Source organism: Ramlibacter pinisoli (genome assembly GCF_009758015.1).
Taxonomy (GTDB): domain Bacteria; phylum Pseudomonadota; class Gammaproteobacteria; order Burkholderiales; family Burkholderiaceae_C; genus Ramlibacter; species Ramlibacter pinisoli.
Window position 1 is genome coordinate 523,749 of record NZ_WSEL01000009.1, and the last position, 24,675, is coordinate 548,423.

At 69.0% G+C, this 24,675-nt stretch carries 24 protein-coding genes; 14 read left to right on the forward strand and 10 right to left on the reverse strand.

The genetic code is table 11. The features are described 5' to 3' along the window. Positions 1–55: 55 nt before the first annotated feature. The 4 genes from pssA to GON04_RS17030 form a co-directional block, all read right to left on the reverse strand. Positions 56–871 carry a CDP-diacylglycerol--serine O-phosphatidyltransferase gene (pssA, locus tag GON04_RS17015; protein WP_157399239.1) on the reverse strand — a complete coding sequence of 272 codons (816 nt, stop codon included), beginning with the start codon at positions 869–871 and terminating at the stop codon, positions 56–58. A 122-nt stretch (positions 872–993) separates the two neighbouring features. Next, positions 994–2,010, reverse strand: a complete 1,017-nt coding sequence (gene ilvC / locus GON04_RS17020) for a ketol-acid reductoisomerase (protein WP_157399240.1) — start codon at positions 2,008–2,010, stop codon at positions 994–996. Positions 2,011–2,047: 37 nt separating this feature from the next. Then, positions 2,048–2,539: an acetolactate synthase small subunit gene (gene ilvN, locus GON04_RS17025; RefSeq protein WP_013901625.1), complete on the reverse strand. Its 492-nt coding sequence runs from the start codon at positions 2,537–2,539 to the stop codon at positions 2,048–2,050. A 160-nt stretch (positions 2,540–2,699) separates the two neighbouring features. Continuing rightward, positions 2,700–4,502 carry an acetolactate synthase 3 catalytic subunit gene (locus GON04_RS17030; RefSeq protein WP_157399241.1) on the reverse strand — a complete coding sequence of 601 codons (1,803 nt, stop codon included), beginning with the start codon at positions 4,500–4,502 and terminating at the stop codon, positions 2,700–2,702. Between the two features lie 273 nt (positions 4,503–4,775). Here GON04_RS17030 and GON04_RS17035 point away from each other — a divergent pair, with 273 nt between their 5' ends. The 6 genes from GON04_RS17035 to GON04_RS17060 are packed head-to-tail and all read left to right on the forward strand — an operon-like array spanning position 4,776 to position 8,078. Further along, complete coding sequence (locus tag GON04_RS17035; RefSeq protein ID WP_157399242.1) at positions 4,776–5,342, forward strand: RNA polymerase sigma factor; 567 nt, start codon at positions 4,776–4,778, stop codon at positions 5,340–5,342. After that, positions 5,339–5,773 carry a DUF3619 family protein gene (locus GON04_RS17040; RefSeq protein WP_157399243.1) on the forward strand — a complete coding sequence of 145 codons (435 nt, stop codon included), beginning with the start codon at positions 5,339–5,341 and terminating at the stop codon, positions 5,771–5,773. Before GON04_RS17035 ends, GON04_RS17040 begins: the two co-directional genes overlap by 4 nt. 14 nt (positions 5,774–5,787) lie before the next feature. Beyond that, positions 5,788–6,495, forward strand: a complete 708-nt coding sequence (locus tag GON04_RS17045) for a DUF3106 domain-containing protein (RefSeq protein ID WP_157399244.1) — start codon at positions 5,788–5,790, stop codon at positions 6,493–6,495. Between the two features lie 13 nt (positions 6,496–6,508). Further along, on the forward strand, positions 6,509–7,057 hold the full coding sequence (locus GON04_RS17050) for an RDD family protein (RefSeq protein ID WP_255481745.1): 549 nt from the start codon (positions 6,509–6,511) through the stop codon (positions 7,055–7,057). Positions 7,058–7,086: 29 nt separating this feature from the next. After that, positions 7,087–7,491 (forward strand): diacylglycerol kinase, encoded by a 405-nt coding sequence (locus GON04_RS17055; protein ID WP_157399245.1) that lies wholly within the window; start codon positions 7,087–7,089, stop codon positions 7,489–7,491. Then, positions 7,488–8,078: an LOG family protein gene (locus GON04_RS17060; protein WP_157399246.1), complete on the forward strand. Its 591-nt coding sequence runs from the start codon at positions 7,488–7,490 to the stop codon at positions 8,076–8,078. Before GON04_RS17055 ends, GON04_RS17060 begins: the two co-directional genes overlap by 4 nt. A 24-nt stretch (positions 8,079–8,102) precedes the next feature. Here GON04_RS17060 and GON04_RS17065 read toward each other — a convergent pair whose 3' ends face one another. Then, positions 8,103–8,441, reverse strand: a complete 339-nt coding sequence (locus tag GON04_RS17065; protein ID WP_157399247.1) for a P-II family nitrogen regulator — start codon at positions 8,439–8,441, stop codon at positions 8,103–8,105. A gap of 14 nt (positions 8,442–8,455) precedes the next feature. Further along, the gene (locus tag GON04_RS17070; protein WP_157399248.1) at positions 8,456–10,120 is read right to left on the reverse strand and encodes an NAD+ synthase; all 1,665 of its coding nucleotides are present in this window, start codon (positions 10,118–10,120) and stop codon (positions 8,456–8,458) included. Between the two features lie 41 nt (positions 10,121–10,161). Here GON04_RS17070 and GON04_RS17075 point away from each other — a divergent pair, with 41 nt between their 5' ends. Then, positions 10,162–11,304 carry a GNAT family N-acetyltransferase gene (locus GON04_RS17075; protein WP_157400730.1) on the forward strand — a complete coding sequence of 381 codons (1,143 nt, stop codon included), beginning with the start codon at positions 10,162–10,164 and terminating at the stop codon, positions 11,302–11,304. Between the two features lie 65 nt (positions 11,305–11,369). Here GON04_RS17075 and ppa read toward each other — a convergent pair whose 3' ends face one another. Next, on the reverse strand, positions 11,370–11,915 hold the full coding sequence (gene ppa / locus GON04_RS17080) for an inorganic diphosphatase (protein WP_157399249.1): 546 nt from the start codon (positions 11,913–11,915) through the stop codon (positions 11,370–11,372). Between the two features lie 227 nt (positions 11,916–12,142). Here ppa and GON04_RS17085 point away from each other — a divergent pair, with 227 nt between their 5' ends. Then, complete coding sequence (locus GON04_RS17085) at positions 12,143–14,278, forward strand: sodium-translocating pyrophosphatase (protein ID WP_157399250.1); 2,136 nt, start codon at positions 12,143–12,145, stop codon at positions 14,276–14,278. 45 nt (positions 14,279–14,323) lie between these two features. On the opposite strand, the gene GON04_RS17090 is transcribed toward GON04_RS17085, so the two are convergent. Next, entirely contained in the window at positions 14,324–14,914 is a 591-nt protein-coding gene (locus GON04_RS17090) for a TetR/AcrR family transcriptional regulator (protein WP_181653622.1), read from the reverse strand. A gap of 101 nt (positions 14,915–15,015) precedes the next feature. Between GON04_RS17090 and GON04_RS17095 the strand changes: the two genes are divergently transcribed. From GON04_RS17095 to moeA, 6 genes are all read left to right on the forward strand, one after another. Next, on the forward strand, positions 15,016–15,834 hold the full coding sequence (locus GON04_RS17095; protein ID WP_157399251.1) for a metal-dependent hydrolase: 819 nt from the start codon (positions 15,016–15,018) through the stop codon (positions 15,832–15,834). 64 nt (positions 15,835–15,898) lie between these two features. Then, a complete protein-coding gene (locus tag GON04_RS17100) occupies positions 15,899–17,332 on the forward strand; it encodes an aldehyde dehydrogenase family protein (RefSeq protein WP_157399252.1) in 1,434 nt (477 codons plus the stop codon). A 28-nt stretch (positions 17,333–17,360) separates the two neighbouring features. Continuing rightward, positions 17,361–18,122, forward strand: a complete 762-nt coding sequence (locus GON04_RS17105; RefSeq protein ID WP_157399253.1) for an SDR family oxidoreductase — start codon at positions 17,361–17,363, stop codon at positions 18,120–18,122. Between the two features lie 82 nt (positions 18,123–18,204). Next, the gene (gene moaA, locus GON04_RS17110; RefSeq protein ID WP_157399254.1) at positions 18,205–19,320 is read left to right on the forward strand and encodes a GTP 3',8-cyclase MoaA; all 1,116 of its coding nucleotides are present in this window, start codon (positions 18,205–18,207) and stop codon (positions 19,318–19,320) included. Next, positions 19,321–19,932, forward strand: coding sequence for a molybdenum cofactor guanylyltransferase MobA (gene mobA / locus GON04_RS17115; RefSeq protein ID WP_157399255.1), 612 nt, complete (start codon positions 19,321–19,323; stop codon positions 19,930–19,932). Then, entirely contained in the window at positions 19,929–21,200 is a 1,272-nt protein-coding gene (moeA, locus tag GON04_RS17120) for a molybdopterin molybdotransferase MoeA (RefSeq protein WP_181653623.1), read from the forward strand. The genes mobA and moeA overlap by 4 nt, the downstream gene beginning before the upstream one ends. Positions 21,201–21,235: 35 nt before the next feature. Here the strand turns inward: moeA and GON04_RS17125 are convergent, their stop codons facing one another. Then, the gene (locus tag GON04_RS17125; protein ID WP_157399256.1) at positions 21,236–21,385 is read right to left on the reverse strand and encodes a hypothetical protein; all 150 of its coding nucleotides are present in this window, start codon (positions 21,383–21,385) and stop codon (positions 21,236–21,238) included. Between the two features lie 142 nt (positions 21,386–21,527). Then, entirely contained in the window at positions 21,528–24,668 is a 3,141-nt protein-coding gene (locus tag GON04_RS17130; protein ID WP_157399257.1) for an efflux RND transporter permease subunit, read from the reverse strand. Positions 24,669–24,675: the final 7 nt, after the last annotated feature.

The window sequence follows — 24,675 nt, forward strand, 5'->3', positions numbered from 1 at the left end:
GGCCAGCGCGATGCGGTTCATGGGCGCGACTGTAGCACAGGGGCGGCGGGAACCGCTAGCGGTGCAGCCCCCGCTCGTCCGGCTCGTCGGTGGAGGTGCTGATCACGCTGGTCTGGATGCCCTTGGCCTTGCGCCAGCCATAGAGCGCATAGCCCGAGACGCCGTACAGGCAGAACAGCACGAACAGCACCACCGGCGGGTCGATGTTGATGACGGCGATGCCCAGCGCGATGAGGACGATGACCGCGAACGGCACGCTCCGTTTCATCGACACGTCCTTGAAGCTGTAGAACGGAACGTTGGTCACCATGGTCAGGCCCGCGAACAGCGCGAAGGCGAACATGGTCCACGCCACCTCGTAGCCCTTGACCTGGTAGTCGTTCATCAGCCAGATGAAGCCGGTGACCAGGGCCGCGGCCGCCGGCGACGGCAGCCCCTGGAAGTAGCGCTTGTCGACCACGCCCGTGTTGACGTTGAACCTGGCCAGCCGCAGCGCAGCGCAGGCGCAATAGACGAAGGCCGCGATCCACCCCCAGCGCCCCAGCCCCTTGAGCGCCCACTCGTAGGCGATCAGGGCCGGCGCGGCGCCGAACGAGACCATGTCGGACAGCGAGTCCATCTGCTCGCCGAAGGCGCTCTGCGTGTTGGTCATGCGGGCCACGCGCCCGTCCAGGCTGTCCAGCACCATCGCCACGAACACGCCGGCGGCAGCCATGTCGAAGCGCTGGTTCATGGCCATGACCACCGCATAGAAGCCGCCGAACAGTGCCGCCAGCGTGAACAGGTTGGGCAGGATGTAGATGCCCTTGCGGCGCTTGCGCACCACCACCCCGTCCTGCGGGGTCTGTTCCGATTCCGTGCCGTCATGCATGGGGGCGAGTGTAAGGGCTGCCCTGCGGCACGAAAACGACGAAAGCCGCCGGAAGGCGGCTTTCGCTGGATCCCGGCCTTCGCCGGGATGACTTCGCGTGCGAGCGCCGCTCGCGTGCGACGTCAGTTGCGGGTCTGGTCGACCAGCTTGTTCTTCTTGATCCAGGGCATCATGGCGCGCAGCTGCTCGCCCACCACCTCGATTGAGTGCTCGCCGTTCAGGCGGCGGCGCGACTGCAGCGTCGGGGCGCCGGCGCGGTTCTCGATGATGAAGCTCTTGGCGTACTCGCCGGTCTGGATGTCCTTGAGCACCTGCTTCATCACCTTCTTGGTCTCGTCGGTGATGATGCGCGGGCCGGTGACGTACTCGCCGTACTCCGCGTTATTGGAGATCGAGTAGTTCATGTTCGCGATGCCGCCTTCGTAGATGAGGTCGACGATCAGCTTGAGCTCGTGCAGGCACTCGAAGTAGGCCATCTCGGGCGCGTAGCCGGCCTCCACCAGCGTCTCGTAGCCCGCCTTGATCAGCTCCACGGTGCCGCCGCACAGCACGGCCTGCTCGCCGAACAGGTCGGTCTCGGTCTCTTCGCGGAAGTTGGTCTCGATGATGCCGGCCTTGCCGCCACCGTTGGCCATCGCGTACGACAGGGCCAGGTCACGGGCCTTGCCGCTCTTGTCGGAATGCACGGCCACCAGGTGGGGCACGCCGCCGCCCTGGGTGTAGGTGTTGCGCACGGTGTGGCCGGGCGCCTTGGGAGCGACCATCCAGACGTCGAGGTCGGCGCGGGGCACGACCTGGCCGTAGTGCACGTTGAAGCCGTGCGCGAACGCCAGCGAGGCGCCCTGCTTGATGTTCGGCTCGACGTCGTTCTTGTAGACGGCGGCGATCTGCTCGTCGGGCAGCAGGATCATCACGACGTCGGCGGACTTCACCGCGTCGGCCACCTCGGCGACCTTCAGGCCGGCCTTCTCGACCTTGGGCCAGGAGGCGCCGCCCTTGCGCAGGCCGACCACGACCTTGACGCCGCTGTCGTTCAGGTTCTGCGCGTGCGCATGGCCTTGCGAGCCGTAGCCGATGATGGCAACCGTCTTGCCCTTGATGAGGCTGAGGTCACAGTCCTTGTCGTAATAAACCTTCATGGTCTCTCCTGTTGATATCCGGTGGGAGTGATGGGGCTCAGACGCGCAGCACGCGTTCGCCACGGCCGATGCCGCTGGCGCCGGTGCGCACCGTCTCGAGAATGGCCGTGCGATCGATCGCCTCGAGGAAGGCGTCGTTCTTGGACTGGTCGCCGGTGAGCTCGATGGTGTAGCTCTTCTCGGTGACGTCGATGATGCGGCCGCGGAAGATGTCGGCCATGCGCTTCATCTCCTCGCGCTCCTTGCCGACGGCGCGCACCTTCACCATCATGAGCTCGCGCTCGGTGTAGGCGCCCTCGGTCAGGTCGACCACCTTCACCACCTCGATCAGGCGGTTCAGGTGCTTGGTGATCTGCTCGATCACGTCGTCGGAGCCGGTCGTCTGGATGGTCATGCGCGACAGCGATGCATCCTCCGTGGGGGCCACCGTGAGCGACTCGATGTTGTAGCCGCGGGCCGAGAACAGGCCGACGACGCGGGACAGTGCGCCGGGTTCGTTTTCCAGCAGCACGGCGATGATGTGTTTCATTCTCGATTCCTCTTTTCGGCGCCCTCCCCTGCCCACGGTAATGGGCAGGCTCGGCGACCAATAGATTCGTCTTGGGCCGTCATCCCCGCGCGGAAGGGGGATCCAGGGCGTCCAGGGCAGATGCGCTGGATTCCCGCCTGCGCGGGAATGACGGGGCTGGTTAGAGGTCTTCGCTGCCCAGCAGCATCTCCGTGATGCCCTTGCCGGCCTTGACCATGGGGAACACGTTTTCCGTCGGGTCGGTGCGGAAGTCCATGAACACGGTGCGGTCCTTGAGCTTGCGCGCTTCCCGCAGGGCCGGTTCGACGTCGCGGGCGTGCTCGATCAGCATGCCGACGTGGCCATAGGCCTCGGCCAGCTTCACGAAGTCGGGCAGAGCGTCCATGTAGCTGTGGCTGTAGCGGCCCTCGTAATCGAGCTGCTGCCATTGCCGGACCATGCCGAGGTAGCGGTTGTTCAGCGACACCACCTTGATCGGGGTCTTGTACTGCAGGCAGGTCGACAGTTCCTGGATGCACATCTGCACCGAGCCCTCGCCGGTGACGCAGTACACCTCGCTGTCCGGCCGGGCCAGCTTGATGCCCATCGCGTAGGGGATGCCCACGCCCATCGTGCCCAGGCCGCCGGAGTTGATCCAGCGGCGCGGCTCGGCGAACTTGAAGTACTGCGCGGCCCACATCTGGTGCTGGCCGACGTCGGACGTGATGTAGGTGTCGACGTCCTTCGTCAGGGCCGCCAGCGTCTCGATGACGTACTGCGGCTTGATGACGTCCTGGTTCTTGCGGTCATAGCGCAGGCAGTCGCGCTTGCGCCAGGCGTCGATCTGCTCCCACCAGGCGCCCAGCGCGTCCTTGTCGGGCCGCACCGGCGATTCCTTCAGCATGGCGATCAGCTCGGCCAGCACCTCGCGCACGTCGCCGACGATCGGGATGTCGACCTTCACCCGCTTCGAGATGCTCGAGGGGTCGATGTCGACGTGGATGATCTTGCGCTCGTTTTGCGCGAAGTGCTTCGGGTTGCCGATGACCCGGTCGTCGAACCGCGCGCCCACCGCCAGCAGCACGTCGCAGTTCTGCATGGCGTTGTTCGCCTCGAGCGTGCCGTGCATTCCCAGCATGCCCAGGAACTTGGGGTCGTGGCCCGAGATGGAGCCCAGGCCCATCAGCGTGTTGGTGCAGGGGTAGCCGAGCAGGTCGGCCAGCTGCCGCAGCTCCTGGGTGGCGTTGCCCAGCACCACGCCGCCGCCGGTGTAGATGTAGGGCCGCTTGGCCGCCAGCAGCAGCTGCAGGGCCTTGCGGATCTGGCCGCCGTGACCCTTGCGCACCGGGTTGTACGAGCGCATCTCCACCTTGTCCGGGTAGCCAGTCCAGGGGGTCTTGTTGAAGGAGACGTCCTTCGGGATGTCGACCACGACCGGCCCGGGGCGGCCGCTGCGCGCGATGTGGAAGGCCTTCTTGAGCACGTCGGCCAGCTGCCGGACGTCCTTGACCAGGAAGTTGTGTTTCACGATGGGGCGCGTGATGCCGACCGTGTCGCACTCCTGGAAGGCGTCCAGGCCGATGGCGGCCACCGGCACCTGGCCGGTGATGATGACCATCGGGATGCTGTCCATATACGCCGTGGCGATGCCGGTCACCGCGTTCGTCACGCCGGGGCCGGACGTCACCAGGGCCACGCCGACGTCACCCGTGGCGCGGGCGTAGCCGTCGGCGGCGTGCACGGCCGCCTGTTCGTGGCGCACCAGCACGTGCTGGATGGTGTCCTGCTTGTAGAACGCGTCGTAGATGTGCAGGACGGCGCCGCCGGGGTAGCCCCAGACGTACTTGACGCCCTCGGCCTGCAGCGACTTGACCAGGACTTCGGCGCCGCGCAGGTCCTGCGGGGTGGAGGCGGACGCCGGATGGGAGGGGGTGCCGGCCGTGGCGGCCGCCGCGGAGGTGAGCTCCGCCTTGCTGATTTCCATGTTCAACCTTTCGGGTTTGGAGGACCAAGAACCTTGGGGTGCCCCTTCGCCAGCCCTTGTGGGGCCGCGTCGGGACTTAGAACCTCGGGCCATGGGTGCGCCAATCGCGACACCGGATCCGGGCTCGTTTGCCTTTTGACTTGCAGCGCGCATTATGGCACCGGCCCGCCCGCGCCAACCCGACAGCAAACCGCCGGATGCCATAATCCCCGCCCGAAACGCGTGCATTCCAGACCGCGTCGAGACAAACAGCCGCCCAAGGCGGCACCTTCCTTGGCCACCGAAAGAGAACTGTCCGACTTCCTGCGGAGCGTCGAGAAGCGGGCCTTCAAGCGCTCGGTCTACCACGTGCGCGACGAAGAGGCCGCCCTGGACATCGTCCAGGACAGCATGATGAAGCTGGCCGAGCACTACGGTGACAAGCCGGTGGCGGAGCTGCCGATGCTCTTCCAGCGCATCCTGTCGAACTGCACCCTCGACTGGTTCCGGCGCCAGAAGACCCGCAACGCGCTGTTCTCCAACATGAGCGATTTCGAATCGGCGTCGGATGACGGAGATTTCGACCTGCTGGAAACTTATGCGGTCAACGACGACTCTCAGCAGTCGGAGAGCGCCGAGGACGCCACCCGCCGGGCTCAGATCTTGCGAGAGATCGAGACGGAGATCCAGGCCCTGCCCACGCGTCAACGCGAAGCATTCCTGATGCGTTACTGGGAGGACATGGACGTGGCCGAGACGGCGACGGCCATGGGCTGTTCCGAGGGCAGTGTCAAGACGCACTGCTCGCGGGCAGTCCAGGCCCTCAGCAAGGCACTGAAGGCAAAGGGATTACAACTATGACGAACACCGCCCCCACGCTGGCACTCACCCGCCAGGACCAGTTCGGCCGCCGCGTGGCGGCCCGGCTGGACGAGGGCGCCTCGCAGTTGCCCCACGACCTGGGCGAGCGGCTGCGCGCCGCCCGCATGCAGGCCGTCGCCCGCCGCAAGGTCTCCAGCCTCCAGCCGGTGCGCACCGGCGTCGTGGCCGTGTCGGCCGGTGGCCAGGCCACCCTGGGCGGCGGCGACGACAACCTCAGCCTCTGGCAGCGCATCGCTTCCGCCTTGCCGCTCATCGTCCTGCTCGCCGGCCTGGTGACCATCCACGTCGTCCAGAACGAGCGCCGGGCACGGGAGCTGGCCGACGTCGACGCCGCCCTCCTCATCGACGACCTGCCCCCGTCCGCCTACGCGGACCCCGGTTTCGTCCAATTCCTGAAGGCCGGCGACTGAAGGCGGGCTCGCGCATGCAGGGCCACCCCGCTTCCCCTCTCCCGGCTGTCGACCGCCGGCTCCCGCTGCTCGCCCTGACTGCCAGCCTGGTGCTGGGAGCCGCCGTGGCCTGGCACGGCCCGGCCGCCGCCCAGCAACCGCAGCCATCGGCCGGCCCGCAAGCCCTGGCGCCTGCCGCACCGCGGCCGCAAGCTGGCCGTCCGGTGTCGCGCGCCGTCGACACCAAGCCTGCCTGGACCGAGCTCACGGCCGACCAGCAGCAGGCGCTCAAGCCGCTGGCCGCCCAGTGGCCCACGCTCAGCGAGCCGCAGAAGCGCAAGTGGATCGCCATGTCCGGCAACTACCGGGCGCTCCCCCCGGCCGAGCAGGACAAGCTCCACAGCCGCATGACCGAGTGGGTCGCCCTCAGCCCGCAGCAGCGCACCCAGGCCCGCCTGAACTTCGGCGAGGCCAAGGGCCTGTCGCCCGATGACAAGAAGGCCAAGTGGGAGGCCTACCAGGCGCTGTCGCCCGAGGAAAAGCACAAGCTTGCCGCCGGCGCCGGCGGCAAGACCCCTCCCACCGCCGCGGCCGTGCGCCCCGTGCCAGCCCAGAAGCTCGCCAACGTGCCGCGCGGCAGCGCCGACGCCAAGGCGCCGCGCATCGTCGCCGGCCCGCTCGCGGAAGCCCATCCGCCGCACCAGCCGGCGCCGCATGGCGTGCCAGGCCCCCAGGCCAACTGATTTCCCTGCCCGGATGACCGAATCGCCGAAGCACCCCGGCAGCGCGGCAGCGCCCGCCCCCATCGCCCCCGACCTCACCGCGCCGCCGCTGCCCCGCCGCATGGCGGCCTGGCTGTATGAAGGCATGCTGCTGTTCGCCGTGGTCTTCGTCGCCGGCTGGCTGTTCAGCACCCTGGCGCAGGTGCGCAGCGGCATGGACTCCCGCCGCCCCCTCCTGCAGGCGTTCCTGTTCGTGGTGTTCGGCATCTACTTCGCGGCGTTCTGGAGTCGCGGCCAGACCCTGGCCATGAAGACCTGGCACATCCGGGTGGTCGACACCGCCGGCCGGCCGCTGTCGCAAGGCCGTGCGGTGCTGCGCTACATCTGCTGCTGGCTCTGGTTCCTGCCGCCGCTGGCCGCGCTGGCGCCGCTCAACCTGCCCGGCGCCCAGGACGCGGTCATCGTGGCCGGTTGGGTCGCCGTCTGGGCCATCCTGAGCCGCTTCCACCCCCAGCGCCAGTTCTGGCACGACGCGCTAGCCGGCACGCGCCTCGTGGCGGCTCCGCCGCTGCCCAAGCGCTGACCTCCACCCGAGTCGTGGAAAATCGGGGAATGTCCAGCCGCCCCGATGCCCTGCCACCCGCCAATCCGCAGAAGCTGCGAACCGGCCTGAGCCGCGTCTGGCACGCGGCCGGCTATTCGCTGGAGGGGCTGCGCGCCGGCTGGGGCGAGACCGCCTTCCGCCAGGAATCCATGGCAGCGCTGGTCCTGCTGCCGCTGGCGTTCTGGATCGGCCGCGGATGGGTCCAGGTCGCGCTGCTGGCTGGCTCGGTCCTGCTGGTGATGATCGTCGAGCTGCTCAACACGGGCCTGGAGGCGGTCGTCGACCGCATCGGGCCGGAGTGGCACGACCTGTCCAAGCGGGCGAAGGACATGGGCAGTGCCGCCGTCCTGCTGGCCCTGCTGCTGGCGCTGGGCATCTGGACCGCCGCCATCGTCGAAAGGTTCGCCGGATGAGCGCCCCGCCCTTTTCCGTCTGCGTCTACTGCGGCTCGCGCAACGGCGTCGACGAGCCCTACGTGCGGGCCGCCCGCGAGGTCGGCCGCTGGATCGGCGAGCGCGGCGGCCAGCTGGTGTACGGAGGCGGCACCAACGGCCTGATGGGCACGGTGGCGCAGGCCACGATGGCGACCGGCGGCAGCGTCGTGGGCATCATCCCGCAGGCGCTGGTCGACAAGGAGTGGGCCAAGCGCGACGTGACCGAGCTGCACATCGTCGAGACCATGCACGACCGCAAGCGGATGATGGCCGAGCGGGCGGGCTCGTTCCTGGCGCTGGCCGGCGGCATCGGCACGCTGGAAGAGCTCTTCGAGGTGTGGACGTGGCGCCAGCTGGGCTACCACGACAAGCCGGTCGGCATCCTGGACACCGCGGGCTACTACCAGCCCCTGCTGGCCTTCCTCGGCGAAAGCGTGAACAAGGGCTTCATGAACGACTGGCAGATGGACCTGGTGCGGGTGGGCAGCGAAGCGCCCGCACTGCTCGAGGCCATCGTCGATGCCTCCCTGGGCGCCGGCGCGCCGTCGGACTTCAGCCAGATCTGAGGCCGCGCTGCGGCGGCCGTCGGCTCAGATGGCCGACTCGTCGGCCTCGCCGGTGCGGATGCGCACCACGCGTTCGATGCTGGTGATGAAGATCTTGCCGTCGCCGATCTTGCCGGTGCGGGCCGCCTTCACGATGCCGTCGACGCAGCGTTCGACGTCGTCGTCCTTGACCACCACCTCGACCTTCACCTTGGGCAGGAAGTCGACCACGTACTCGGCCCCGCGATAGAGCTCGGTGTGGCCCTTCTGGCGGCCGAAGCCCTTGACCTCGGTGACGGTGAGCCCGGTGACGCCGCACTCGGCGAGCGCCTCGCGCACCTCCTCGAGCTTGAACGGTTTGACGATGGCGGTGATCTGCTTCATGTGCTCTGTGTCCCCTACGCTCTGAACTTGCCGGTAATAGGATAGCGCCAATCCTTGCCGAAGCCCCGGTGGCTGACCCGGATGCCCACCGGCGCCTGGCGGCGCTTGTATTCATTGATGCGCACCAGGCGCGCCACCCGCTCGACCACCGCGCGGTCGAAACCCTCGGCCACGATCTCGTCGACGCCCTGGTCGTCCTCCATGTAGCGCGCCAGGATGGCGTCCAGCACGTCGTAGGGCGGCAGGCTGTCCTGGTCGGTCTGGTCGGGCCGCAGTTCCGCGCTGGGCGGCCGGGTGATGATGCGCTCGGGAATGGGGTTGGCGCCGGTGCCGTACGGGTCGTTCGCGTTGCGCCAGCGGGCCAGCCGGAACACCGAGGTCTTGAGCACGTCCTTGATCACGGCGAACCCGCCCGCCATGTCGCCGTACAGCGTGCAGTAGCCGGTGGCCATCTCGCTCTTGTTGCCGGTGGTCAGCACGATGCTGCCAAACTTGTTCGACAGGGCCATCAGCAGCACGCCGCGGATGCGGGCCTGGATGTTCTCCTCGGTGGCGTCCTCGGGCAGGCCCCGGAATTCGCCGGCGAGCGCGGCCTTGAAGGCCTCGAACTGGGGCACGATGGAGATCTCGTCGTAGCGCACGCCCAGCCGCGCCGCCATGTCGCGGGCGTCGATCCAGGAGATGTCGGCCGTGTAGGGCGACGGCATCATCACCGCGCGCACCTTGTCCTTGCCCAGGGCGTCGACCGCGATCGCCAGCACCAGCGCCGAATCGATGCCGCCCGACAGGCCCAGCAGCACACTGGGAAAGCCGTTCTTGCCGATGTAGTCGCGCACGCCCAGCACCAGGGCGTCCCAGAGATCGGCCTCGGGCTCGCGCGCCATCGCCAGGGTGGAGGCGAGCGTCACACCGCCGGCGGTGCGGTCGGCCGTCACGTCGAACAGGGTCTCGCGAAAGGACGGGGCGCGTCCCGCCAGTTCCCCGTCGGCGGCGAGGGCGAACGAGCCCCCGTCGAACACCACCTCGTCCTGGCCGCCCACCAGGTGCGCGTACACCAGAGGCAGGTTCACGGCGCGGGCCCGGTCGGCCATGCGCGCGACGCGTTCACCGCCCTTGCCGACGTGGAAGGGAGACGCGTTGACCACCACCAGTATCTCGGCCCCGGCCTCGCGCGCCAGCGCCGCCGGTTCGTCGAACCAGGCGTCCTCGCAGATCAGCAGACCCACGTTGATGCCCTCGACGTCGAACACGCAGGTGCCGCGCCCGGGCGTGAAGTACCGGCGCTCGTCGAAGACCTGGTAGTTGGGCAGCTCGCGCTTGGCGTAGCTCTCGAGCACGCGACCTTCCTTGAGGACGCTGGCCATGTTCAGCCGGCGCTGCACCTGCACCGACTTGCTGCGCACGTCGCCCCCGACGGGGTGGCCGACGACCACATGCAGGCCTTCCAACCCCGCCAGCTCGCGGGCCACCGTTTTGACGGCATCATCACAGGCAGCGATGAAGGCCGGCCGCAGGAACAGGTCTTCGGCGGGATAGCCGCAGATCGACAGTTCCGGGGTGAGGACGAGACGGGCGCCCTGCGCGTAGGCGTGGCGGGCGGCGTCGATGATCTTCTGCGCGTTGCCCGGCATGTCGCCCACTACCAAGTTGAGCTGGGCGATGCAGATGTGAAGGGCCATTGTCAGCAGTGAAAAACGACCCGGACGATTATGTCATCCGCATGCACGCCTCGCCGGCAGAGATCCCGGCGCGGGACTGGAACGAACTGCTCGCGCAGCAGGACGCGCCGACGCCGTTCATGCGCCACGAGTACCTGTGCGCCCTGCAGGACAGCGGCAGCGCGACGCCCGAGACGGGCTGGCAGTCCAGCTTCGTGACGCTGCGGCGCGGCGGGACGCTGCTGGCGGCCTGCGCGCTGTATGGCAAGAGCCATTCCTACGGCGAGTACGTGTTCGACTGGGCCTGGGCCAACGCCCACGAGCAGCACGGACTGGCCTACTACCCCAAGGGACTGGTCGCCGTGCCGTTCACGCCGGTGCCCGGCTCGCGCCTGCTGGCACGCGACGACAACGCGCGGCGCGTGCTGGCCGAGGGGCTGGTGCAGCTGTGCCGGCAGCAGGAGCTGTCGTCGCTGCACCTGCTGTTCCTGTCCGACGCCGACGTGCGCGCCTGCGAGGCCGCGGGCCTGATGGCCCGGCACACTGTCCAGTTCCACTGGATGAGCCAGGGCTGGCCCACGTTCGATGCCTTCCTGGCCAGCCTGGCGCAGGACAAGCGCAAGAAGATCCGGCAGGAACGGCGCAAGGTGCAGGAGGCGGGCGTCACCTTCCGGGCACTGCACGGCGCGCAGATCCGGCAGGCCGACTGGGACTTCTTCTACCGCTGCTACGAACGCACCTACCGCGAGCACGGCAACCCGCCCTACCTGAAGCGGGCGTTCTTCCGCACCATGGCGCGGGACCTGCCCGACAACTGGCTGCTGTTCATCGCGCAGCGCGCGGGCCGGGACATCGCCTGCAGCCTCATCGCCCTGGGCAACGGCCCCGACGGGCGTCCGGACGTGGCCTACGGCCGCTACTGGGGCGCGCTCGAACGCGTCGACTGCCTGCACTTCGAGGCCTGCTATTACCAGCCGCTCCAGTGGTGCATCGAGCACGGCGTCCCGCGCTTCGAGGGTGGCGCCCAGGGCGAGCACAAGATGGCCCGGGCCCTCATGCCCGTGATGACGCACAGCGCGCACTGGCTCGCGCACCCGGCGTTCGCCGACGCCGTCGAGCGGTTCCTCGAGCGCGAGGGCGCCGGCATCGGCCAGTACCTGGACCACCTGCAGGACCGCTCGCCGTTCCGCCGCGAGCCAGCCTGAGCGACTCTCGCCATGCAAAAGGCCGGGCGAACCCGGCCTTCTTCATGCGTGCCGACCGAGGGGACTCAGGCCTTCGCGCCGTGCGCCTTCTGGTAGTTGGCGATCCCGTCCAGCACTTCCTGGCGAGCCGACTCGGGGCCTTCCCAGCCGAGCACCTTGACCCACTTGTTGGGCTCGAGGTCCTTGTAGTGCTCGAAGAAGTGCGCGATGGTCTTCAGGCGCAGCGGATTCAGGTCCTCGGGCTTCTGCCACTGGGTGTAGATCGCCAGCACCTTGTCGACCGGAACGGCGAGTACCTTGGCGTCGTCGCCGGCCTCGTCCTGCATCTTCAGGATGCCGATCGGACGGCAGTTGACCACCACGCCCGGGATCAGGGGCACCGGCGTGATCACGAGCACGTCGACCGGGTCGCCGTCACCGCTGATGGTGCGCGGCACATAGCCGTAGTTGGTCGGGTAGTGCATGGACGTGCTCATGAAGCGGTCCACGAAGATGGCGCCAGTTTCCTTGTCGACCTCGTACTTGACGGGGTCGGCGTTCATCGGGATCTCGATGATCACGTTGAACGATTCGGGAACATTCTTGCCGGGGGTGACGTTGTCGAGGGACATGGGGAACTGCCTGGGATGGTGGGGAACACTCGGGATTAACCCTGATTTTACTTTCGCGGGGCTTGCTTGCCCGCAACTCGACATAGGCCTGCCACATTCCTTCCCGTATAGTCCGCGCGTTGGCCAATCGGGTCTCCGCCGTGGAGTGCCGCGAGGAAGCAACGCAGCGGGGGCTCCGCTTGCGTGGCGCCTCCTCCAAGCAAAGCAATGTGTAGGAGATCGAAGAAATGACTGGCAACTCGGCGCTGATCCTGGCGCTCGTCTGCGGCCTGGCCGCGGTGGCTTACGGGTTCTGGGCACGCAGCTGGATCCTCTCGCAGGACGCCGGCAACCCGCGCATGCAGGAGATCGCGGCCGCCATCCAGACCGGCGCGGCCGCCTACCTGGCGCGGCAGTACAAGACCATCGCTCTGGTCGGCGTCATCCTGGCCATCCTCATCGGCATCTTCCTCGACGGGCAGACTGCCATCGGCTTCGTCATCGGTGCCGTGCTGTCGGGCGCCTGTGGCTTCATCGGCATGAACGTCTCGGTGCGCGCCAACGTGCGCACCGCGCAGGCCGCCACCCGCGGCATCGGGCCGGCGCTCGACGTCGCTTTCCGCGGCGGCGCCATCACCGGCATGCTGGTGGTCGGACTGGGGCTGCTGGGTGTCACGGCCTTCTACTGGTTCCTGGCCGGCAACGGCAACCTGAACCCCGGCGTCAAGCTGGCCTCGCTGCTGAACCCGCTGATCGGCTTCGCGTTCGGCTCCTCGCTGATCTCCATCTTCGCGCGCCTGGGCGGCGGCATCTTCACCAAGGGCGCCGACGTCGGCGCCGACCTGGTGGGCAAGGTCGAGGCCGGCATTCCGGAAGACGACCCGCGCAACCCGGCGGTGATCGCCGACAACGTGGGCGACAACGTCGGCGACTGCGCCGGCATGGCGGCCGACCTGTTCGAGACCTACGCCGTCACGCTGATCGCCACCATGGTGCTGGGCGCCCTGCTGCTGACCAGCGCCGGGACGGCCCCGGTCATGTACCCGCTGGCGCTGGGCGCGGTGTCCATCATCGCCTCCATCATCGGTTGCACCTTCGTCAAGGCCTCGCCCGGCATGAAGAACGTCATGCCCGCCCTCTACAAGGGCCTGGCCATCGCCGGCGGGTTGTCGCTGGTGGCGTTCTACTTCGTCACGACCTGGCTGATGCCGGACAACGCTGTGACGGCCAGCGGCACGCAGCTGCGCCTGTTCGGCGCCTGTGCCGTCGGCCTCGTGCTGACCGGCGCCCTGGTCTGGATCACCGAGTTCTACACCGGCACGCAGTACTCGCCGGTGCGCCACATCGCGCAGGCCTCCACCACCGGCCACGGCACCAACATCATTGCGGGCCTGGGCGTCTCCATGCGCTCCACCGCCTGGCCGGTGCTGTTCGTCTGTGCCGCCATCATCGTGTCCTACCAGCTGGCCGGCCTGTACGGCATCGCCGTCGCCGCGACCTCCATGCTCAGCATGGCCGGCATCGTGGTGGCACTGGACGCCTACGGCCCCATCACCGACAACGCCGGCGGCATCGCCGAAATGGCCGAGCTGCCCTCGTCGGTGCGCGACATCACCGATCCGCTGGACGCGGTGGGCAACACCACCAAGGCCGTGACCAAGGGCTACGCCATCGGCTCCGCCGGCCTGGCCGCGCTGGTGCTGTTCGCCGACTACACCCACAAGCTCGAGGGCTACGGTCGCGCGATCAGCTTCGACCTGTCCGACCCGATGGTCATCGTGGGCCTGTTCATCGGTGGCCTCATCCCCTACCTGTTCGGCGCCATGGCCATGGAAGCGGTCGGCCGCGCCGCCGGCTCGGTGGTGGTGGAGGTGCGTCGCCAGTTCCAGACCATCCGCGGAATCATGGAAGGCACGGCCAAGCCCGACTACGGCACGGCCGTGGACATGCTCACCAGCGCCGCGATCAAGGAAATGATCATTCCGTCGCTGCTGCCGGTCGTCGTGCCCGTGCTGGTGGGCCTGCTGCTGGGCCCCAAGGCGCTGGGCGGCCTGCTGATGGGCACCATCGTCACAGGCCTGTTCGTCGCCATCTCCATGTGCACGGGCGGCGGCGCGTGGGACAACGCCAAGAAGTACATCGAGGACGGCAACCACGGCGGCAAGGGCTCGGAGGCGCACAAGGCAGCCGTCACCGGCGACACCGTGGGCGACCCCTACAAGGACACCGCCGGCCCGGCCGTCAACCCGCTGATCAAGATCATCAACATCGTGGCGCTGCTCATCGTGCCGCTGGTGGTGAAGTTCCATGCCGGCGAAACGCCGTCCAAGGGCGAGAACCCGCCCGCCGCGATCACCGCGCCGGTAGCTTCGGCCAGCAAGTAACGGCGCCCCTCCCGCGCCCGCAGGGCCCGCTCCGGCGGGCCTTTTTCATGGGTGCTCGGCCGCGACCGCGCGCACCAGCTGCGCGGCCGGCGCCACCAGGTCGCCCAGGCGGTCGACCCGGTCGTGCTCGATGCACTCGAGCACCAGTTCGTTGATGCCGCCCACCACCACCATGGCCATCTGCCCGGACAAGGGCGGTCCCTTGCGGTCGGCGCCGTTCACCACGTCCAGCACCAGGGCGGCAATTTCGCGGTTGACGCGCCGCCGCGCCGCCAGCCCTGCCGGACCAAGGCCCAGGATCTCGATGTACAGGGTGCGCAGCAGCACCGGATTGGCGGCCATCGCCTGCAGGTAGGCGGCCAGCGCGCGCTCCACCTGCGTCGGCCAGGGGTGCGCGGGATCGATGGCATCGCGCAGGACTTTCAGCGCGTTGTGGCTGGCCGCCTCGAACAGGGCGACCAGGCATTCCGCCTTGCCTTCGAAGTGCTCGTAGAACGTGCGGCGCGAAACACTGGCCTCGCCCACGATGTCGGCGATGGTGGTCGCGGCATAGCCGTTGCGCGCGACGGCGTGCGCCATGCCTTCCAAGAGGCGGCTGCGGTGCTCGGACGGGAGGGACGGAAGGGGCACGGCCATGCGCCATTGTCGGCGTGGCACGAACTGGTACTTGACAGTACCAAGCGGCCCGCGCCATCATCCCGGGCTCGGTACGACCCAGTACCACCACCATCTCCCACATGACAGACCTCGTCGTCCGCCGCCTGCTCGTCGACATGGAACAGCCCATCGAGCGCCACTGGTGCGCCGGGGACGCGTTCCGCACCGCGTTCTTCGATGCCCTCTCGATGAGCTTTCCGCTCGGCGAGCAGTTCTTCATCGACTCGGTCCGTGACGGCTTCAAGGCGTTGCCGCCCGACCAGCAGGCGCACTTCCAGTCCGAGGTGCAGGGCTTCATCGGCCAGGAAGCCACGCACCGCCGGCTGCACGACCTGTACAACCAGCACCTCGCCCGCCGCGGGTTCGTCAACCACTGGGAGGTGCGGGCGCGCCAGCGGTTGCAGCTGATGCAGGGAGTGGACGTGCGTCACTGGCTGGCGATCACGGCTGCCAACGAGCACTTCACGGCCATCTTCGCCGACTGGATGCTGCGCAACCCCGACCTGCTGGGGGACCGCGACCCGCGCCTGGCCACGCTCTGGCTGTGGCACAGCGCCGAGGAATCCGAGCACAAGAACACCGCCTTCGACCTGTACCAGGCCCTGGGCGGCAGCCACGAATGGCGGGTGCGCTGGTTCCGGCGCATCACCGTCACCTTCCTGTCCGAAACCCTGCTGCAGACCGCGCGCAACCTGCGCCACGACGGGACGCTGTGGCGCTGGAGCACCTGGAAGAGTGCGGCGTCCTACCTGTTCGGGCGGCGCGGGCTGGTGCGCCAGACGTTCCGGCCCTGGAAGGACTACCTGCACCCCGACTTCCACCCGTCCCGGCACGACGGTGCGGCCGCCGAGCGCTGGCTGGCCGAGCACCGGCACGCGTACATCCCGGTCGGCCGCTGACCCGCGCAGCGCCCCGCCGCGGGCGCCTTGCTCCTTGCACAGCGGCATGTCGCAAAATCGCGGGATGCAACTCCACTACATCGGCAACAGCGGCCAGCGCTCGGCGTCGGGCCGCACCATCCCCGTGATCGATCCGTCCGACGGCCAGCCGTTCGACGAACTCCAGCGCGGCGGCCCCGAAGACATCGACGCCGCGGTCAAGGCCGCGCGCCAGTGCTACGACGGGGTCTGGAGCAAGCTCAGTGGCGCCGAGCGCGGTCGCCTGCTGATGCGCCTGTCGGCCAAGGTGGCCGAGCATGCAGAGGAACTGGCCGCGATCGAGCAGCGTGACTGCGGCAAGCCCACCAAGCAGGCCCGCGCCGATGCCCTGGCCCTGGTGCGCTACTTCGAGTTCTATGCCGGCGCCTGCGACAAGCTGCACGGCGACACCATCCCCTACCTGGACGGCTACAGCGTCCTCACCTGGCGCGAGCCGCACGGCGTCACCGGGCACGTGATCCCCTGGAACTACCCGATGCAGATCTTCGGCCGCAGCGTCGGCGGCGCCCTGGCGGCCGGCAACGTCTGCGTGGTCAAGCCCTCGGAAGACGCCTGCCTGTCCCTGCTGCGGGTCGCGCAGCTCGCGGCGGAGGTCGGCTTCCCGGCCGGGGCCATCAACATCGTCACCGGCTTCGGGCACGAGGTCGGCGACGCACTGGCTCGGCACCCCGACATCGACCACATCAGCTTCACCGGCAGTCCCCGCGTCGGCACGCTGATCCAGCAGGTGGCGGCCGAGCGGCACTGCCCGGTGACGCTGGAGCTGGGCGGCAAGAGCCCGCAGATCCTGTTCGACGACGCCGACCTCGACGCCGCGCTGCCGATGGTGATCAACGCCATCGTGCAGAACGCCGGCCAGACCTGCTCGGCCGGCTCGCGCCTGCTGGTGCAGCAATCGATCTACGAGCCCCTGCTCGACCGGCTGGGCGGCCTGTTCGCCAACCTGCGCGTGGGCCCCGCCGCGATGGACCTCGACGTCGGCCCCCTGATCCGGGCCAGCCAGCAGCAGCGCGTCTGGGATTTCCTGTCCGATGCCCAGGTCGCCGCCATCCCCATGGTGGCCCAGGGCCAGATCGTCGACGAGGCGCCCGACACCGGGTACTACCAGGCCCCCACCCTGCTGCGTGACGTGCCGGTCACGCACCGGCTGGCGCAGGAGGAGGTGTTCGGCCCCGTGCTGGCCGCGATGCCCTTCCAGAACGAGGACGAGGCCGTGCAACTGGCCAACGCCACCCAGTTCGGCCTGGTGGCCGGCATCTGGACGCGCGACGGCGGGCGCCAGCTGCGCATGGCCCGGCGCGTCAAGAGCGGCCAGGTGTTCATCAACAACTACGGCGCCGGCGGCGGCGTCGAACTGCCGTTCGGCGGCGTCAAGTCCTCCGGCTACGGCCGCGAGAAGGGCTTCGAGGCGCTGTACGGCTTCACCACCCTCAAGACCGTGGCCATCCGGCACGGCTGACGACCGAACGGGAACAGGAGACACACACATGCGAGTCCAGGACAAATCCATCATCGTCACCGGCGCCGCCCAGGGCATCGGGGAAGGCATCGCCAGGCGGCTGGCGCAGGAAGGCGCCAGGGTCATCGTGAACGACCTCAATGCCGACCTCGGCGAGAAAGTGGTCGCCGCCATTCGAGCCGCCGGTGGCCAGGCATCGTTCTTCCGCGCCGACGTCACCAGGTCAGCCGACGTGAAGGCGCTGGTGCAGGCCGCCGTCGACCGCCACGGCAAGCTCGACGCCATGGTGAACAACGCCGGCTGGACCCACCGCAACCGCCCCGCGCTGGAAGTGAGCGAGGACGAGTTCGACAAGGTGTATGCCATCAACATGAAGAGCATCTACCTGTCGACCATCCATGCGGTGCCGGCCTTCCGCGCCAACAAGGGCGGCAGCTTCATCAACATCGCCTCCACCGCCGGCGTGCGGCCGCGGCCCGGCCTCACCTGGTACAACGGTTCCAAGGGCGCGGTCATCACCACCAGCAAGTCGCTGGCCGCCGAGTTCGGCCCCGACAACATCCGCGTGAACTGCATCAACCCGGTGTTCAACCCCGACACCGGCCTGTCGGCCGAGTTCGCCGGCGGCCCGGTCGACGAGGAGCGCAAGGCCAGGTTCCGCGCCACCATCCCGCTCGGCCGCTTCTCCACCGCGCTCGACGTGGCCAATGCCGCGCTGTACCTCGCCAGCGACGAGGCGGCGTTCATCTCGGGCGTCTGCATCGAGGTCGACGGCGCGCGCTGCGTCTGACCCCGGCAAGACCGCGGTGCCCCTGCGGCCGGCCGCGCCGCAGGCCGGTCCGCCGGCGCCGCTGCGGCACAATCCACGGTTGATGGCCGAGCGCGTGATCCCCCTCGTCGACCAGCGCGGTGCCGCGCTGGCTGCCCGCCTGCCCGCCACCCCCGTGGCCGCCACCGGGCAGTTGCGCGACACGCTGGCGCGGCCGCTGCGCGACCTGCGCATCAGCGTCACCGACCGCTGCAACTTCCGCTGCAGCTATTGCATGCCCAAGGAAGTCTTCACCAAGGACTACCCGTACCTGCCGCATGCGGACCTGCTGAGCTTCGAGGAGATCACCCGCCTGGCGCGGCAGTTCGTCGCCCACGGGGTGCACAAGATCCGGCTCACCGGCGGGGAACCGCTGCTGCGCAAGAACATCGAGATCCTGGTGGCGCAACTCGCCCAACTGCGCACGGTGGACGGCGAGCCGGTGGAACTGGCGCTCACCACCAACGGGTCGCTGCTGGCGCGCAAGGCCCGGGCCCTGAAGGACGCTGGCCTGCAGCGCGTCACGGTCAGCCTCGACGGGCTCGACGATGCCGTGTTCCGAAGCATGAACGACGTCGACTTCCCGGTCGCCCAGGTCCTCGACGGCATCCAGGCCGCGCGCGAGGCCGGGCTGGGCCCGGTGAAGGTCAACATGGTCGTGCAGCGCGGCACCAATGAACACGAGATCCTGCCGATGGCACGCCATTTCCGCGGCACCGGCATCGTGTTGCGCTTCATCGAGTACATGGACGTGGGCGCGACCAATGGCTGGAAGATGGACCAGGTGCTGCCGTCGGCCGAGATTGTGCGCCGCCTGGATGCCGAGTTCCCGCTGCAGGCGCTGGATGCCACCGCCCCCGGCGAGACCGCCGGGCGCTGGGCCTACCGCGACGGCGCCGGCGAGGTGGGCGTCATCAGCAGCGTCACCCAGGCCTTCTGCGCCAGCTGCAACCGGGCCCGCCTGTCCACTGAAGGGCAGCTGTACCTGTGCCTGTTCGCCACCCAGGGCCACGACCTGCGTGGCCTGCTGCGCGGCGGCGCCTCCGACGCCGACCTGGCCTCGGCCATCGGCCACATCTGGCAGGACCGCGGCGATCGCTATTCCGAACTGCGCGGCCAACTGCCGCCCGACGCCGGCGGCGGCCGCCGCCGTGTCGAAATGAGCTACATCGGCGGCTGAATGCCCATCAGTGACGACATCACCGGCCTCGTGCTGGCCGGCGGCCGCGGCTCCCGCATGGGCGGGGTCGACAAGGGCCTGCAGAACTTCAACGGCGTGCCGCTGGCCCTGCACACGCTGCTGCGCCTGCAGCCGCAGGTAGGCGACCTCCTGGTCAACGCCAACCGCAACCTGGCGGCGTACGAGTCGTTCGGCGCCCCGGTCTGGCCCGACGCCCTGCCCGACTTCGCGGGCCCGCTGGCCGGCTTCCTGGCCGGGCTGGAGCAATGCGCCACGCCCTGGCTGGTCACCGTCCCCTGCGACACGCCGCTGTTCCCGGTCGACCTGGTGGCGCGGCTGGCCCAGGCTGCCGACGCCCACGACGCCGAGATCGCGATGGCGAGCGGCCCCGAGCAGGACGGGCAGCTGCGCACCCAGCCGGTGTTCTGCCTGCTGCGCCGCGAGCTGCTGGAAAGCCTGGTCCGCTTCACCCACGAGGGCGGCCGCAAGATCGACGCCTGGACGGCGCAGCACCACACGGTGACGGTCCCCTTCGACGCCCCGGGTGACGACCCGCGCGCCTTCTTCAACGCCAACACCCTGGCCGAGCTGCGGATCCTGGAGGGGCGGTGAAGACGCTGGACCAGATCGCGGCCGAGCTGCAAGGCTACGACCCGCAGGCCTTGCCGGCCGCCGCGGTCAATGCCTTCCTCGATCGCCTGGCCGAACCGGTCAGCGGCGCCGAGGACGTGGCCCTGGTCGATGCGCTGGGGCGCGTGCTGGCCGCCGACGTGGTCTCGCCGTTCAGCGTCCCGCCGCACGACAACAGCGCCATGGACGGCTACGCCTTCGACGGCGCGCAGCTGGCAGCCGATGCGCCGCTGCAGCTGCAGGTGGTCGGCACCGCGCTGGCCGGCGCTGCCTGGCAGGGCACGGTCGGTGCCGGCCAGTGCCTCAAGATCATGACCGGCGCCATCCTGCCGCCCGGCCTGGACACCGTGGTGCCGCAGGAGTTCACCCGGCCGGCGGCCGACGGCCGCGTCGAGATTCCCGCCGGCGTGCTGCGGCGCGGGGACAACCGACGCCTGGCCGGCGAGGACCTGATGGCCGGCCGGCCGGCCCTGTTGCGCGGCGAGCGCCTCGGCCCCGCCGCCTGCGGGCTGCTGGCCAGCCTGGGCCTGCCCACCGTCCGTGTCGCGCGCCGGCTGCGGGTGGCCTACTTCTCCACCGGCAACGAGATCCTCAGCCTCGGCGAGGCGCCGCGCGAAGGGGCGGTCTTCGACAGCAACCGCTACACGGTGCGCGGCCTGCTGCAGCGGCTCGGCTGCGAGGTGGTCGACCTGGGCGTGGTGCGCGACGAGCCGGCCTTGCTGGAGCAGGCTTTCCGCACCGCTGCCGCGCAGGCCGATGCGGTCATCACCAGCGGCGGAGTGAGCGTCGGCGAGGCCGACTTCACCAAGGCCATGATGAAGCAACTGGGCGACGTCGCGTTCTGGAAGATCGCCATGCGGCCGGGCCGGCCCATGGCCGTGGGCCGCATCGGCGGCTCCGTCCTGTTCGGCCTGCCGGGCAATCCGGTCGCGGTGATGGTCACGTTCCTGGCCTTCGTCCGACCCGCCCTGCTGCGCATGATGGGCTGCCGCGACACGTCCCCGCCACCTTTGCTGCGGGCGCACAGCCTCGAGCCCCTGCGCAAGAAGCCGGGCCGCACCGAATACCAGCGCGGCATCGTCAGCGCCGCGCCCGACGGCACGCTGCAGGTGCGCACCACCGGCAACCAGGGCTCCGGGGTGCTCAGCTCCATGGTGCAGGCCAACGGCCTCATCGTGCTGCACCACGCCCAGGGGAACGTGGCCGTGGGCGACGAGGTCGACGTCATGGTGTTCGAGGGCGTGGTCTAGGGCCGCTCGCGTCCAGCCAAGGGTGCCACGGCACCTCAGGCGAACATTCGCCTCGCCTCGTCCGCCAGTTCCTGGCGCTTCATGACCAGCTTGGGCAGGTCGGGGTGCATCGGGTCGATCTCGCGCAGAGCCCAGCCGTAGAACGCCTGCGAGAACGTCAGGTGGATGAAACGGATGATCTTCATGGCCGCCATGGTGCGGACATATGGCAGAGCCATCCGGTCAGCGCCCGGCGCGACGCCATGTCGGCAGGCAGCGCGTCACCTGTCGGACGGATTGGACACTTCCGTGGCACAGCCGCGGCGCCGCGAAGGCGGCGCGGATCGGCTACTTGGCGATGAGCTCGCCGGGGACCGGATGAACCAGCTCATCCTTGGCCACCGCCTTGTTGGCTCCCGGCACCGAGCGGCGCGCGAACAGCAGGTACATGGTGGGCACCACGAACACCGTCAGCAGCGTGCCCAGCGACATCCCGCCCACGATGACCCAGCCGATCTGGATGCGGCTCTCGGCACCGGCGCCGGTGGCCAGCGCGAGCGGGATCGCACCCAGCACCATGGCACCGGTGGTCATGAGGATGGGGCGCAGGCGCAGCGTGGCCGCCTCGACGACGGCCTCGATCAGCTCCTTGCCTTGCTCGCGCAACTGGTTGGAGAACTCGACGATCAGGATGCCGTGCTTGGTGATCAGGCCCACCAGCGTGATCAGGCCGATCTGCGAGTAGACGTTGAGCGAGCCGCCCGACCACTTGAGCGCCAGCAGCGCGCCGATCATCGACAGCGGCACCGACAGCATGATCACCAGCGGGTCGACGAAGCTCTCGAACTGGGCCGCCAGCACCAGGAAGATGAACAGCAGGGCCAGCACGAACACGATGGCCAGCGCGCCCTGCGAGTTGCGGAACTCGCGCGAGGTGCCGTTCAGGTCGGTGGTGTAGCCGGGCTTGAGCACCTTGGCCGCGGTGTCGTTCATGAACCGCAGGGCCTGGCCCAGGGAGTAGTCGGGTGAGAGGTTGGCGGTGATCGTGGCCGAGCGGCGCTGCCCGAAGTGGTTGAGTTCCCGCGGGCTGACGCTCTCGTTCACCTTCACCAGCGCCGACAGCGGGATCATGGTGTCGTTGCGGCCGCGCACGTAGATGCTGTCGATGTCCTCCGGCGTGGTGCGGCCGCTGGCGCGGTTCTGGACGATCACGTCGTACTGTTCGGCGTCGCGCTTGTAGCGCGTGACCTGGCGCCCGCCCAGCTGGGTTTCCATCGCGCGCGCCACCACGTCGACCCCCACGCCCATGTCGGCCGCCTTCTCGCGGTCGACCACGATGCGCAGCTCGGGCTTGTTCAGGCGCAGGTCGACGTCGACGCCCTGGATGCCCGGGTTCTTGGCGATCTCGTCCTGCATCTGCCGCACGACCCGGGCCAGGTTCTCGTAGCTGTCGGAGGTCTGGATGACGAAGTTCACCGGCCGGTCGCGAAAGCCCTGGCCGAGCGAGGGCGGCGTGATGATGAAGGCGTTGATGCCGGGCAGGCCACCCACCCGGGGCGCCATTTCGCGCGCGATCTCGAGCGTGGTCTTCTTGCGGTCCTCCCAGTCGACCGCCCGGTAGACCACGCTGCCCTGCGACACCGTGGGGTTGCCGATGTTGGCGAAGATGCGGTCGAACTCGGGGTACTGCTGCCCCATGCGCTCCAGCGCGCGCGCATAGCGGTCGGTGTAGTCGAGCGTGGCGCCGTCGGGGGCGTTGATGTTGGCCAGGATGGTGCCGCGGTCCTCCAGCGGTGACAGCTCGGACTTCATCGTCGGCCACACCAGGGCGATGGCCAGCGCGCTGGCGAGCATCACGCCGATGACGATCCAGCGCGCCTGCAGCAGCCTGCCGGTGGCCCCGCGCCCGCCGCTGGCGCGGGCGGTGAGCACCCAGCGCAGCGCCCTGCCGTAGGCGGCCGCCAGGCGCGTCAGCGCGCGTTCCATCCCGCGGTCGAACCAGTTCGGCTTGGGGTTGTGGCGCAGCAGCTGCGAACACATCATGGGCGTGAGCGTCAGGGCGACGAAGCCCGACACCAGCACCGCCCCGGCCAGCGCCAGCGCGAACTCGACGAACAGGCGGCCGGTGCGCCCGGGCGTGAACGCCAGCGGCGCGTACACGGCCACCAGCGTGAAGGTCATGGTGATCACCGCGAAGCCGATCTCGCGCGCGCCCTTGATGGCGGCCGAGAACGGATCGAGCCCCTCCTCGATGTGCCGGAAGATGTTCTCCAGCATCACGATGGCATCGTCGACCACCAGGCCGATGGCCAGCACCAGGGCCAGCAGGGTCAGCGTGTTGATGGTGAAGCCGGCCAGCGCCATCATCGCGAAGGCGCCGATCAGGCTGACCGGGATGGTGACGATGGGGATGATGGACGCACGCACGGTGCGCAGGAACACGAAGATGACCAGCGCCACCAGCACCACCGCCTCGCCGATCGTGTGGTACACGTTCTTCACCGACCGGTCGATGAACAGCGAGTTGTCGTTGGCGACATCGATCATGATGTCCGGCGGCAGGTCCAGCTTCAGCTTGGGAATCATGTCCCGCACGCCCTGCGACAGCGTGAGCGGGTTGGCCGTGGCTTGGCGGATGACGCCGGCCGAGATGGCGTAGCGGTTGTTCAGGCGGGCCGAGGTGCGCTCGTCGGCGGCGGCCTCCTGCACCGTGGCGACGTCGCGGATCTTGACCGGGAAGCCGTTGACGCTCTTGATGACGATGTCGGCGAACTGCGCCGGCCGCACCAGGTCGGTCTGCGAGGTGACGCTGAACTCGCGCTGCTGCGACTCGATGCGCCCGGCCGGCACCTCGAGGTTGTTGCGGCGCACGGCGTCCTCGACGTCCTGCGTGGTGAGTCGGTAGCCGGCCAGCTTGTCGGGGTCGAGCCAGACCCGCATCGCGTACTTGCGTTCGCCGTAGATGCGCACGTCGGCCACGCCGGTCACGGTCTGCAGGCGCGGCTTGACGATGCGGTTGACCAGATCGTTGATCTGCAGCGGGGTGAGCGTGTCGCTGGTGAAGGCCAGCCAGATGACCGGGAAGGCATCGGCCTCGACCTTGGCGATGACCGGCTCGTCGATGGCCTGGGGCAGCCGGTTGCGCACGCGCGAGGTGCGGTCGCGCACCTCGGCCGCTGCCGCGTCGGCGTCCTTCTCGAGGCGGAAGCGCACCGAGATCTGGCTCTGCTCGGCCCGGCTGATGGAGGTGATGACGTCCACCGCATCGATGCCGGCGATCGAATCCTCCAGCGGCTTGGTCACCTGCGACTCGATGACCTCGGCCGAGGCGCCGGCGTACTTGACGCTGACCGTGACGATGGGCTCGTCGATCTTGGGGTACTCGCGCACCGAGAGCCGGTTGAAGCTGACCAGGCCGACCAGCAACACCAGCAGCGACAGCACGGTCGCGAACACCGGGCGACGGATGGAGATCTCGGGCAGCTGCATCGCAGAT

What these genes read in the sequence shown, in the direction of transcription:
- pssA (WP_157399239.1), bottom strand. Translation starts at nt 871, where the DNA reads ATGCATGACGGCACGGAATCGGAACAGACCCCGCAGGACGGGGTGGTG.
- ilvC (WP_157399240.1), bottom strand. Translation starts at nt 2,010, where the DNA reads ATGAAGGTTTATTACGACAAGGACTGTGACCTCAGCCTCATCAAGGGC.
- ilvN (WP_013901625.1), bottom strand. Translation starts at nt 2,539, where the DNA reads ATGAAACACATCATCGCCGTGCTGCTGGAAAACGAACCCGGCGCACTG.
- GON04_RS17030 (WP_157399241.1), bottom strand. Translation starts at nt 4,502, where the DNA reads ATGGAAATCAGCAAGGCGGAGCTCACCTCCGCGGCGGCCGCCACGGCC.
- GON04_RS17040 (WP_157399243.1), top strand. Translation starts at nt 5,339, where the DNA reads ATGACGAACACCGCCCCCACGCTGGCACTCACCCGCCAGGACCAGTTC.
- GON04_RS17045 (WP_157399244.1), top strand. Translation starts at nt 5,788, where the DNA reads ATGCAGGGCCACCCCGCTTCCCCTCTCCCGGCTGTCGACCGCCGGCTC.
- GON04_RS17050 (WP_255481745.1), top strand. Translation starts at nt 6,509, where the DNA reads ATGACCGAATCGCCGAAGCACCCCGGCAGCGCGGCAGCGCCCGCCCCC.
- GON04_RS17055 (WP_157399245.1), top strand. Translation starts at nt 7,087, where the DNA reads ATGTCCAGCCGCCCCGATGCCCTGCCACCCGCCAATCCGCAGAAGCTG.
- GON04_RS17060 (WP_157399246.1), top strand. Translation starts at nt 7,488, where the DNA reads ATGAGCGCCCCGCCCTTTTCCGTCTGCGTCTACTGCGGCTCGCGCAAC.
- GON04_RS17065 (WP_157399247.1), bottom strand. Translation starts at nt 8,441, where the DNA reads ATGAAGCAGATCACCGCCATCGTCAAACCGTTCAAGCTCGAGGAGGTG.
- GON04_RS17070 (WP_157399248.1), bottom strand. Translation starts at nt 10,120, where the DNA reads ATGGCCCTTCACATCTGCATCGCCCAGCTCAACTTGGTAGTGGGCGAC.
- GON04_RS17075 (WP_157400730.1), top strand. Translation starts at nt 10,162, where the DNA reads ATGCACGCCTCGCCGGCAGAGATCCCGGCGCGGGACTGGAACGAACTG.
- ppa (WP_157399249.1), bottom strand. Translation starts at nt 11,915, where the DNA reads ATGTCCCTCGACAACGTCACCCCCGGCAAGAATGTTCCCGAATCGTTC.
- GON04_RS17085 (WP_157399250.1), top strand. Translation starts at nt 12,143, where the DNA reads ATGACTGGCAACTCGGCGCTGATCCTGGCGCTCGTCTGCGGCCTGGCC.
- GON04_RS17090 (WP_181653622.1), bottom strand. Translation starts at nt 14,914, where the DNA reads ATGGCCGTGCCCCTTCCGTCCCTCCCGTCCGAGCACCGCAGCCGCCTC.
- GON04_RS17095 (WP_157399251.1), top strand. Translation starts at nt 15,016, where the DNA reads ATGACAGACCTCGTCGTCCGCCGCCTGCTCGTCGACATGGAACAGCCC.
- GON04_RS17100 (WP_157399252.1), top strand. Translation starts at nt 15,899, where the DNA reads ATGCAACTCCACTACATCGGCAACAGCGGCCAGCGCTCGGCGTCGGGC.
- GON04_RS17105 (WP_157399253.1), top strand. Translation starts at nt 17,361, where the DNA reads ATGCGAGTCCAGGACAAATCCATCATCGTCACCGGCGCCGCCCAGGGC.
- moaA (WP_157399254.1), top strand. Translation starts at nt 18,205, where the DNA reads ATGGCCGAGCGCGTGATCCCCCTCGTCGACCAGCGCGGTGCCGCGCTG.
- mobA (WP_157399255.1), top strand. Translation starts at nt 19,321, where the DNA reads ATGCCCATCAGTGACGACATCACCGGCCTCGTGCTGGCCGGCGGCCGC.
- GON04_RS17125 (WP_157399256.1), bottom strand. Translation starts at nt 21,385, where the DNA reads ATGAAGATCATCCGTTTCATCCACCTGACGTTCTCGCAGGCGTTCTAC.
- GON04_RS17130 (WP_157399257.1), bottom strand. Translation starts at nt 24,668, where the DNA reads ATGCAGCTGCCCGAGATCTCCATCCGTCGCCCGGTGTTCGCGACCGTG.